The sequence below is a fragment of the Pseudolactococcus reticulitermitis genome (assembly GCF_002260845.1).
Lineage (GTDB): Bacteria > Bacillota > Bacilli > Lactobacillales > Streptococcaceae > Pseudolactococcus > Pseudolactococcus reticulitermitis.
Genome location: NZ_BEDT01000001.1, coordinates 538,673 through 549,901 on the forward strand (window position 1 = coordinate 538,673; position 11,229 = coordinate 549,901).

Below are 11,229 nucleotides of genomic sequence, written 5' to 3' on the forward strand. Positions count from 1 at the left end.
TTTCATTATCGGTAACCCAGACGATTACGAGCTTTAAACTTTATTTTTTTTATAAGCCGCTAGGCGATTATAATTTTCACTACGTTCTGTCATGACATCGACTGTGTGCCGCAACATATCTTGCACTTCTTGCTCGTCTTTCTTCACGCTACGTAGGGCAGAGAAACGGGTTTGTTTTTCAAGGAAATCTGACATTTTACTGAAGTCAGATTTTTTGTAATCAATCCGCATCGGATCCTTGCCTTTAGCAGCAAGGCGTGGATCATAACGGTAGAGTTGCCAGTAGCCAGACTCAACCGCTTCTTTTGATTCCTGAATGGTTTGGCTCATCCCACCACGCAGCCCATGATTGATACAAGGTGTGTAGCCAATAATCAGAGATGGTCCAGGATAGCTTTCCGCTTCCTGAATGGCTTTGATGGCTTGCATCGGATTGGCTTCAATGGCAATCTGCGCCACATAGACATCATGGTAAGAAATCGCCATCATACCCAAATCTTTTTTCTTGGTCTTCTTACCACCCGCCGCAAACTTAGCAATCGCTGACGTCGGTGTGGCTTTAGACATTTGCCCACCGGTATTGGCATAAACTTCATTATCCATGACAAAGATATTGACATCTTCGTCAGTCGCTAAGAGATGGTCAATCCCTGCAAAACCAATGTCATAAGCCCAACCATCACCACCGATGATCCATTGACTTGGTTTCACCAGCATATCTTCATCAGCAAGAATCGCTTGCAAGTCTGCATTCGTTTCCGTTTGCAAGGCTGCCGCAAGTTTGGTCGCCCTTTGTCGACTACCTTCACCCTCGTCTTTGTTCGTCAACCAATCTGCTAACAAGGCTTGGGTGTCAGCAGTTCCCACCTCAGCCGCAAGCGCTGCACTCACTTTAGTCGCCAAGCGATCCCGCTTCATTTGATTGGCGATGTGCATGCCTAAACCGTACTCCGCATTATCCTCAAAGAGTGAGTTACTCCATGCTGGTCCTTGACCCGCCGCATTTGTCGTATAAGGCGTCGCCGGCGAAGACGCACCCCAAATAGACGAGCAACCTGTGGTGTTGGCAATCATCATCCGATCCCCATAAAGTTGCGTCAAAAGTTTGACATAAGGCGTTTCACCACAGCCGCTACAAGCCCCTGAGAACTCGAGCAAGGGTTTTTCAAACTGAGAACCCTTAACAGAGAATTTCTTGACAGGGTTGATTTTTTGGCGCAAGGTCATGGCGAATGCCCAGTTAATAGCTTGTTCCTTTTGGGCATCGTAAGGCTTCAAGGCCAAGGCTTTTTCTTTGGCAGGACACACTTCGACACAGAGCCCACAACCTGTACAGTCTTCAAGTGAGACCTGAATGCGATATTGCAAGCCATCTGCGCCACGCATTTCACGTGTGATAAAGCCTTCCGGTGCGTCTTTCAATTCTTCGTCATCAGCTAGGAATGGCCGAATTGCAGCATGTGGACAGATAAAGGCACACTCGTTACACATGGTACATTTATCGACTGACCACTCCGGCACTTCTAAGGCAACGCCACGTTTTTCGTAGGCTGCTGTGCCCATGGGCATAAAGCCGCCCAACATGCCGTTGTCAATCAAATCGCCAACTGATAAATCATTGCCTTCTTGCCGGTTGATGGGTTCCAAGATATTGGTGACATAGCTTGGTTTGCCAGTCATGTCGCCTTTTTCTTCTGGCACTTCAAGCGTCGCCCATTCAGCGGGGACTTGAACTTGTGTCAAGGCATCAAAGGTTGCGTCAATGGCTTGCCAGTTAATCTCAACGATTTTCATCGATTTCTTGCCGTAAGCCGCCTTGATTTCATCTCGCATTAAGGGTAAGAAAGTCTCTCTATCCATGATGGTCGACAGTTCAAAGAAGGCTGCTGACATGACGGTATTAATTCGACCCTGCAAGCCCAAACGTTGCGCAATTCCTGCGGCATTAATCGTGTAGAACTTGATATTGTGTTCTGCCAAATAACGTTTGAGGCGTTTTGGCAAATGTTGTTTGACCTTTTCCTCGTCCCAAACGGTATTGAGCAAGAAAGTCCCGCCATCTTTGAGCCCTTTAATCAAATCATACTTATGGAGATAAGCACTGTTATGGCAACCGATAAAGTCGCTTCGGTCGACATTATAAGTCGATAAAATCGGCTCCTGACCAAAACGAATATGAGAAATCGTCAAGCCACCTGATTTTTTAGAATCATAGGCAAAGTAAGCCTGTGCATAGTAATCCGTGTGGTTTCCGATGATTTTAATGGCTTGCTTATTGGCACCGACGGTACCGTCTGAACCCAATCCCCAGAATTTGGCTTGGAAAGTGCTGTCTGGTGTCAAGTCGAGGACTTCTCCCATTGGCAAGGACAGATTTGTCACATCATCCACGATACCAACCGTGAAACGCAATTTCAACTGGTCAGCCGGCAGCAACATATGGTCATAGACCGCCACAATCTGATCTGGTGTGATTTCTTTTGAGGCGATACCATAACGCCCACCGATGACAATCGGACGGTTTTCGTGACGGTAGAGCACACTTTGCACATCTAGTAAGAGTGGCTCGCCATCTGAACCAGGTTCTTTTGTCCGGTCTAAAACAGCAACGGTTTTCACTGTTTTCGGTAATTTGGCCAGCAAGTTTTCAGCAGGGAATGGGCGATACAAATGAATGTTGATATGCCCAACCTTGCGACCTTGCTTATTCAAATAATCAACCGTTTGTTGAATTGTCGGCGACACTGATCCCATCGAAATGATGACTTCTGTCGCTTCTGGATCACCATAATAATCCGTTAAATCGTAAGACGTACCACGCAAGTTGTTGATTTCTTGCATGTATTTTTGAACAATGGCAGGCATGCGGTCATAAAATTGATTGACCGTTTCACGTTGTTGGAAATAGATGTCTGGATTTTGCGCTGTTCCTGAAACCGTTGGATGATTGGGATTCATCCCTTGGGCACGAAATTCTGCTAGAGCCTCCCAATCAACCATAGCTTTCAAATCGTCGTAGTCTAAAACTTCTATTTTTTGCAACTCATGACTGGTTCTAAAGCCATCAAAGAAATTCATGAAAGGCAATTTGCCTTCGATACTCGCCAGATGCGCCACAGCTGATAAATCCATGACTTCCTGCACACTGGCTTCTGCCAACATACAAAAGCCAGTCTGACGCGCCGCCATGACATCACTGTGGTCTCCGAAAATACTGAGGGCATTTGTCGTCACAGCACGCGCCGCCACATGAAAGACGCTCGGCAAGAGCTCACCAGCAATTTTAAACATATTAGGAATCATCAAAAGCAGCCCTTGACTCGCCGTATAAGTCGACGTCAAAGCCCCTGTTTTCAGCGACCCATGAACTGTCCCAGCTGCACCGCCCTCGCTTTGCATCTCAACGACACGAACGGTTTCGCCAAAGATATTTTTTTGCCCTTGTTCAGCCCATTCATCTACATATTCTGCCATTGTCGAGCTAGGCGTAATGGGGTAAATCGCCGCAACTTCTGTAAACGCATAAGAAATATAGGCCGCCGCCGCATTCCCATCCATTGTTTTGGTTTTCTTCATTTATTTTCACCTCTTTTGAGCGCTTAGTAGTATTTTAAAATATTACTTCAAAACTGATGCGCGCAACATCTCAATTCATCGGTCACAGCAAAGCCGCGACAAAAGCTTTTAAAGTGTCAATATCGTCATCCTCAGCGGCATTTTCGATTTTTACCGTGTCTGCGCCTTTAGTTGCCCCTGTTGCTTCAAAAGCTTTCTCAAAATCAATGGCTGCTTGACAGAAAGCATCTGGATAAAGTTCGCTATCGCCACTACCGACAACGCCAAACACTTTACCGTCTAAGTCAATATCAGGCAATTCTTCATAAAATTCTTGCAGGTTGAACGGAATTTCGCCATCCCCATCTGTGTAAGTTGCGACGACGCAAACATCCGCGTCTTCAAAGACATCCTCGTCGACATCATCATCCGCATCAATGACTTCAACGTCAGCGTCTAAGGCTTGGAACTCTTCTTCTAAAATTTCGGCAATGCCTTCAGTGTTGCCTGTTGTGCTTGAAAATACGATTTTTACTGCTGTCATGTGTTTTACGACCTTTCTGATTTTTCCAATATAATCTAAAATATGTTTTGACGTTTTTAAACTTAATTTTTCTCTATTGATTGGATTGCTTTAGCCAAACGTGGCAAGATAAGCATGGCAATCACACCACCAATCACAGCTGTGATTAATTGAGGCATGCCAAATTGTGCCAGTAAAGCTACTTTGACTTGTGGTTTTTTAGCGACAATCCCTTTTAGCATGACCGGCAAGATATACCAAGCCACTGCCAAATAGAGAAAGGCAAATTTCGTAAGCGATGACACAATCGTTGCCATCACATAGCTAATCAGGGATTGTATCTCCTTAACATGGCGCACAATCAGCCACCACAAAAGGACAAAAACGAGATTGCCAAGTGCTACAACAGGCGCTAGGACTGGCATCGCCAAATGCCCTGTCACGACCGCTAAGACTGGGGTGAAAATACTAATTAGGACCCCTGCGGGTAAGCCAACCAAAAGGGTTGCCACGACTAAAATTAAGTTGACAATGGACCCTTTGATTAAGATATACTGGGGACCGACCATTAAATACTCGATCACGACAATCAGAGCTAATAAAACGGCTGTTTGGGTAAGTGATAAGGCTTTTTTGCTCATAAATATTTGATAGCTCACATGTCTCAGAAACTACCATTTACCTCTTTCTATTTAGGATACTTAGACACTAATATCTGCTTGCACAGACGGTTTGCTTAAAATTCTCGACTGGATAGCGGTGCTTAATGCTTGCAATTCTGCTTTTGTCAGCTCTCCGCTTTTGATTAAGGCTAATGTTTTTTCAAAATCCGACATGTTTTTCCTCCATTTTATTCAATCATCATGACTTGACGCGCTTACTTTATCCGTCTATTCCTCTATTGGACTCCGAAAGCTCGTATGCAAGATGTGGTGTGCTTGATGACTACCTGGTGCTTCAAGAAACTCTTGATAAATTCGTTGCAGGACTGGGTTTTCATGCGACCGCCGCAAACCTTTGCCACGATCCTCAGCATAAAGTGCTTGCGCCCGCTTAGACCGCAAATCGACGAAGTTCCGAATAGAACCGGGCTGTACCGGTTGCCCACCACCATTGACACAGCCACCCGGGCAAGCCATGATTTCAACAAAGTGATAGAAGGCTTCGCCCTTTTCAATTTGTTCAATCAAACGTTTGGCGTTATTGATGCCCGATGCAACGGCGACTTTGACGGTTTGTCCGCTCATCTCATAAGTGGCTTCTTTGATGCCTTGTGTACCACGGACTTCGACAAAATCAACGGCTTCAAGTGCATGCCCTGCTAGGGTTTCACTCGCTGTCCGTAAGGCTGCCTCCATCACGCCACCTGTGGCGCCAAAGATATAGCCTGCACCTGTCGCATCACCTAGTGGCTGATCAAAGGTTTCGTCTGGCAGGTCGTTAAAGCGAATCCCGACTTTATCAATCATCCGCGCCAATTCACGGGTTGTCAGGGCAATATCGACATCCGTGAAACCTGCTGCTGCTTGGTTTTCCCGTGTGACTTCAAATTTTTTCGCGGTGCAGGGCATGATGCCGACGACGAAAATATCTTTGGGGTCGATATTGTTTTTCTGAGCATACCAGGTTTTGATGAGCGCGCCGAACATTTGTTGAGGTGATTTACAACTTGATAGGTTAGGAATGAGCTCTGGATGATAGGCTTCACAGTATTTGACCCAGCCCGGTGAGCAGGATGTGAACATTGGAAACGGGCCGTTGTTTTCGACGCGTTGCAAGAATTCTGTTGCTTCTTCCATGATGGTAAAGTCTGCCGCCACGTTAGTATCGAAAACACGGTCAAAACCAATCCGGCGCAAGGCTGCGACCATTTTGCCTTCAACATTTGTGCCAACAGGCAACTCGAAAGCTTCACCTAGAGTCACGCGCACACTCGGTGCGGTTTGAACGACGACATGCTTAGTCGGGTCTTGCAGCGCTGCCCAGACTTCTTGTGTCTGGTCTTTCTCAGCGATCGCACCGGTCGGACAGACCACGATACATTGCCCACAAGAGATACAGTCGACATCGCCTAGATTTTGCTCATAGGCACTACCGATGTGGGTGTTGAAGCCGCGATCATTGGCACCGATGACGCCAACTGCCTGTACTTTTTTACAAACAGAGACGCAGCGGCGACACAAAATACATTTATTATTGTTGCGGTACATATGAACGGAGCTATCATCAAACTCATATTCACAGTTTTCGCCATTGTAAAAGTCTTCGTCGTCAACGTTGAACTCTTTACAGAGCTTTTGAAGTTCGCAGTTCCCATTGCGGATACAGGACAAACACTTCCGCTCATGCGTCGATAAGATGAGCTCCAGATTTGTTTTTCTTGATTTGAAAACACGATCAGAGTTGGTCTTAATCGACATGCCCTCAGTAATCGGGTAGACACAGGAAGTCACGAGGTTATTGACCCCCTCAACTTCTGTCAGACAAATCCGGCAGGCTCCAATTTCATTGATTTCCTTCAAAAAACAAAGCGTCGGAATATCAATGTTATTCAAGCGCGCAGCCTCAAAAATGGTTGAGCCTTCTGGCGCCGTGTAAGCGCTGCCATTGATTTTAATTGTTACTTCTTTCACTGACACACCTCCTTTTAGACAATATTAATGGCATCAAAGCGACACGTGTCATAACAAACGCCACATTTAATACAGATTTCTTGGTCAATCTCATGTACTTTTTTGACTTCGCCATTAATCGCCGCAACGGGACAATTTCTAGCACAAGCCGTACAGCCGGTACATTTATCTGGCTGAATTTCATAGCGAATGAGATTTTTACAGACACCCGCTGGACAGCGTTTGTCCACAACGTGTGCCACATACTCATCTCGGAAATAGCGGAGAGTTGACAGGACTGGATTGGGTGCGGTTTGTCCTAAACCACATAGGGAATTCCCCTTGATATGGTCGCACAATTCTTCCATTTTATCCAAATCTTCTAGCGTTGCTTTCCCCATGGTAATCTTGTCAAGGATTTCGAGTAAACGCTTGGTTCCAATCCGACAAGGGACACATTTGCCACAACTCTCCTCAACCGTAAACTCAAGGAAGAACTTGGCGATATCAACCATACAGTTGCCTTCATCCATGACAATCAATCCACCAGAGCCCATCATCGAGCCGATTTCAATCAGATTATCATAGTCAATTGGAATATCGTAATGTTGCACCGGAATACAACCACCAGACGGGCCACCAGTTTGGGCAGCCTTAAATTGTTTCCCATCTGGAATCCCGCCGCCAATATCTTCAACGATTTCTCTCAGAGTTGTACCTAAAGGAATTTCAACCAAGCCTGTATTTTCAATCTTGCCACCAAGGGCAAAGACCTTGGTCCCTTTTGATTTTTCCGTGCCCATACTGGCAAACCATTCCGGACCCTCCAAAATAATTTTCGGAATATTAGCATAGGTTTCGACATTATTGACAATCGTCGGCTGACCAAACAAGCCTTTTACCGCTGGAAACGGCGGCTTCGGTCTAGGCTCGCCACGGCGCCCCTCAATACTTTCAAGGAGCGCTGTTTCTTCGCCACAGACAAAGGCACCTGCGCCTAAACGCAAATCAATGTCAAAATCAAAGCCTGTGCCAAAAATATTTTGCCCCAGTAGCCCCAAAGCCCGAGCTTGCTCAATGGCAATCTCTAACCGTTCAACAGCCGTTGGGTATTCGGCACGGACATAGATATAGCCTTGATTGGCACCGATTGTAAAGCCTGCAATCGCCATGGCTTCAAGAACGGCGTGTGGATTACCTTCTAGGACAGAGCGATCCATAAAGGCGCCCGGATCGCCCTCATCGGCATTACAAATGACATATTTCTGATCTGAAACACTCGCCCTGGCAAATGCCCATTTGCGGAAAGTCGGAAAACCACCGCCGCCACGGCCACGTAGGCCCGAAGTCTCTAATATATCGATAATATCATCTGCCGAATACTCATTGACAACTTTAGCCAAGGCTTGGTAGCCGTCAAAAGCGATATAGTCCGAAATTTTTTCTGGATCGATGCGCCCACAATTATCAAGCGCTACCCGCTTTTGTTTGTGGTAAAACGGTGTATCCATCAGCTTATTCACAACCTCTTTTGTTTTGTGGTCATGATACAAGAGTTTTTCAACATACTCGCCTTTTATCAAATGCTGACTAACAATTTTCTTGGCATCTTTTGGCTTGACTTGATGGTAGAAAACCCCATCTGGGTAGACAATAACAATCGGCCCTTGCGCACAAAGGCCGAAACAGCCCGTCCGAACGACATTAACCTTGTCTGTCATATCATTTTTAGCTAATTCTTCTTTGACTGCTGTGACAAAATCATCACTTTTTGAAGAAAGGCAACCTGTCCCTGCACAGACCATAATTTCAAAATCAAAGGGGTGCTCACCCGTTTCTTCCATCCGCATGGCAACGGATTGCCGATTGACATTTCGCAAGTCAGATAATTGCTTCCAATTTTTGATCAACTTTACTTACTCCTTTCTGCGATTTCACTTTGTGAAATCTTGAAACTTGACCTACGCTGACGCTCCGCTCAAGCTGGGTCATTCGCGAACTATACCGGCCGCTCAAAGGCTTTCTGCGATTTCACTCTGTGAAATCTTGAGACTTGACCTAGGCTGACGCTCCGCCCAAGCTGGGTCATTCGCGAACTATACCGGCCGCTCAAAGGCTTTCTGCGATTTTACTTTGTGAAATCTTGAGACTTGACCTAGGCTTCTTTTTGATAGGTCGCAAGGACTTTTTCGCTTTTCTTCTTGTTCAATCGGCCATAGACTTCTTCGTTGACCTTTAATACAGGTGCCAAACCACAAGCGCCGATACACCGACAAGATTCCAAAGTAAATTTCTTATCCTCTGTTGTTTCGCCAGATTTGATTTTTAAGATATCGGATAGATCATCTAAAATATCGCCAGCACCTTTAACATAGCAAGCCGTTCCCATACAAATACTAATCGTATAGTCGCCTTTAGGGACAAAAGAGAATTGGGAATAAAATGTTGCTGTGCTGTAGAGTTCTTCTAAAGGAACGTCTAATGCCCTCGCAATTCGTTCTAACAATTCTTGTGGTAGATAGCCATAAATACGTTGCGTTTCCTGCAATAAAGGCATCTGTGCCCCTCGTTGACTTCTTAATCGTGAGAGTGCCTTTTCAAATTCTTCTTTTTGACTTTCTGTTTCGACAAAATCAGCCTGAACAACCTTTTTTTCAATCACAATTTTACTCCTCTCAAATTTGTTATTTATAAACACCGCATTTTAACATTTAAAACCAAAAGGTAAGCGTTTACAATTCTTATAGTTTTATTATATCATGTTTTCAACTACAAAAAAACGAATAACTGTGTTCTAATCCGATAAAATAAGGGTTTTGTCTAATATATTTTACATTTTATGATTTTTTTAGGTAAAATTAGACAAAAATATTTCGCCTTTTTATTTTAATTTGTTAGATAAATGTCATTTACAAACCTTATAAAAAAATCACTGAAATATGATCAGTGATTTTCATCATGATTAAAAGATAGCTTAATCTACTAAAAATAGTTTTACTTTATGGCGCTTCCTTTAGAACTTCTTTAATTTCACTTTCAGTCAGTTGTCGCCAAGGAGAATCACTGGGTTTAATGATAGCCTTTTCTGGTGTTTCATTCTGATTCCACCATTTGGCAATATAGCCATTACCACCTAACATCACACGGTCTCCAGCCTGATAGGCCTTTTCATTTCCCCACGCTTCATAAGTGCCCTCTTTGAGGATAGGTATGCTAACCGGCGTTTCACCTTTTAACACGGGACCTAGTAATTCCCAAGGATTGGCATCAGCATTTGTCAACGGAACGTTAGGTTCATCTCCTGTTGTCCACCACTTTGCCTGATAAACGTTATGCTGCCAAACTACTTTTGTCTCGGATAGATAAGTCTTATCTTTTGACCAAATCTGGTAAGGTGATGTTTCAGGATGATCCATTAAATCTTCTTCTGTTAAGTCTGATACCGTTTCTTTCGTCGTGTTTGCTAACAGACTACCATCAAAGCCAGCCCTTAATATCTTGGAAAATGCTTGATCCTCTTGCTCAACGCCACTATAAAAATTGGACACGACATTCGTATGCACACTACTTTTAGTCGAGGCTCTATCCCGATTAGCCGACCATATTGACAAACGCCCCATACCATTTTTCTGTGCGAACTGATTTAATTCATTCGCATCATCCAATGTAAAAACTTCAGTTAATATATCATTTTGACCAATCATTGGTGTTGCGCCAATTTTTGCCCAGACAGCGCTATCGCTCAGTAATATCTTTTTTTGTTGATAAATATTTTTGAGTTGTGCATGCAATGCTTGCAACGCATGAATAGCATTTTTACCCATCGAGAGATTAGACTTACGTGTCTCCCCAAAATTCATGGTCATCCCATTGACACCAGCTAGTTCGACATCTTCATCTAATAATATTTTGACAGCATTTACCCCATCAGATGTTAACCCATCTGTACTGACTGGCAATGTTACCCAGACTGATAATGGCTTTGATTCTTTTTTCCTTTTTTTCTGTAACTCTGCAATTGCTTTTGCACGAATCTTACCTGCGGTGGCATCAGTCAAACCTTCATTCTCTAAATCCAGATCAATGGCATTAACCGAATACCGCGCAACTACTGATTCATAGGCAGACATCAATGCTTTAGAATCCGTATAATTTTGGGCTAATTCATGATTAACGAGACCACCAAAGGAAATCATCACATCCCTATTGTTTTGACGAACTCTTGCAATACGACGCTTTAAGTCGAGTGACGTTTCAGCTTCATTTAATGAATAGGCGTTCCCCCAACTCGGAGCATTATCTTTATCTGATGCGACAACAAAAGACAAAACAAGATTGCCCTCGACTTGTTCAAAATCAAACTGTGGCATAAGCGTGACATCAACATAAGATGCAAACCATGGCTTTTCTTTTATCTTTACTTTGCTAATAGTTCTGGGTACCAGCTGATCAATATTTAAATAGAGTAAACCTCCTGCAATTATTAGCCCTAACAAAATGACTAATCGCAAAAATGATAGTTTCTTTTTCATACTGTCC

The 11,229-nt window shown here is 44.1% G+C and carries 8 protein-coding genes; all 8 read right to left on the minus strand.

Features of this window, described 5'->3' with window-relative positions; translation table 11 throughout:
- Positions 1-33 precede the first annotated feature (33 nt).
- Positions 34-3,576: a pyruvate:ferredoxin (flavodoxin) oxidoreductase gene (gene nifJ / locus RsY01_RS02585; protein WP_094783999.1), complete on the minus strand. Its 3,543-nt coding sequence runs from the start codon at positions 3,574-3,576 to the stop codon at positions 34-36.
- An 82-nt stretch (positions 3,577-3,658) separates the two neighbouring features.
- Complete coding sequence (locus tag RsY01_RS02590; protein WP_094784000.1) at positions 3,659-4,099, minus strand: flavodoxin; 441 nt, start codon at positions 4,097-4,099, stop codon at positions 3,659-3,661.
- Between the two features lie 62 nt (positions 4,100-4,161).
- Positions 4,162-4,719 carry an ECF transporter S component gene (locus RsY01_RS02595; RefSeq protein ID WP_094784001.1) on the minus strand — a complete coding sequence of 186 codons (558 nt, stop codon included), beginning with the start codon at positions 4,717-4,719 and terminating at the stop codon, positions 4,162-4,164.
- Positions 4,720-4,779: 60 nt separating this feature from the next.
- Complete coding sequence (locus RsY01_RS11085) at positions 4,780-4,914, minus strand: hypothetical protein (protein WP_274519414.1); 135 nt, start codon at positions 4,912-4,914, stop codon at positions 4,780-4,782.
- A gap of 54 nt (positions 4,915-4,968) precedes the next feature.
- Positions 4,969-6,711 carry an NADH-dependent [FeFe] hydrogenase, group A6 gene (locus tag RsY01_RS02600; RefSeq protein ID WP_094784002.1) on the minus strand — a complete coding sequence of 581 codons (1,743 nt, stop codon included), beginning with the start codon at positions 6,709-6,711 and terminating at the stop codon, positions 4,969-4,971.
- 14 nt (positions 6,712-6,725) lie between these two features.
- Positions 6,726-8,600 carry an NADH-quinone oxidoreductase subunit NuoF gene (locus RsY01_RS02605; protein WP_274519415.1) on the minus strand — a complete coding sequence of 625 codons (1,875 nt, stop codon included), beginning with the start codon at positions 8,598-8,600 and terminating at the stop codon, positions 6,726-6,728.
- A 245-nt stretch (positions 8,601-8,845) separates the two neighbouring features.
- Positions 8,846-9,352 (minus strand): NADH-quinone oxidoreductase subunit NuoE, encoded by a 507-nt coding sequence (gene nuoE / locus RsY01_RS02610; RefSeq protein ID WP_094784003.1) that lies wholly within the window; start codon positions 9,350-9,352, stop codon positions 8,846-8,848.
- A gap of 337 nt (positions 9,353-9,689) precedes the next feature.
- Positions 9,690-11,222, minus strand: coding sequence for a chitinase (locus RsY01_RS02615; RefSeq protein WP_094784004.1), 1,533 nt, complete (start codon positions 11,220-11,222; stop codon positions 9,690-9,692).
- Positions 11,223-11,229: the final 7 nt, after the last annotated feature.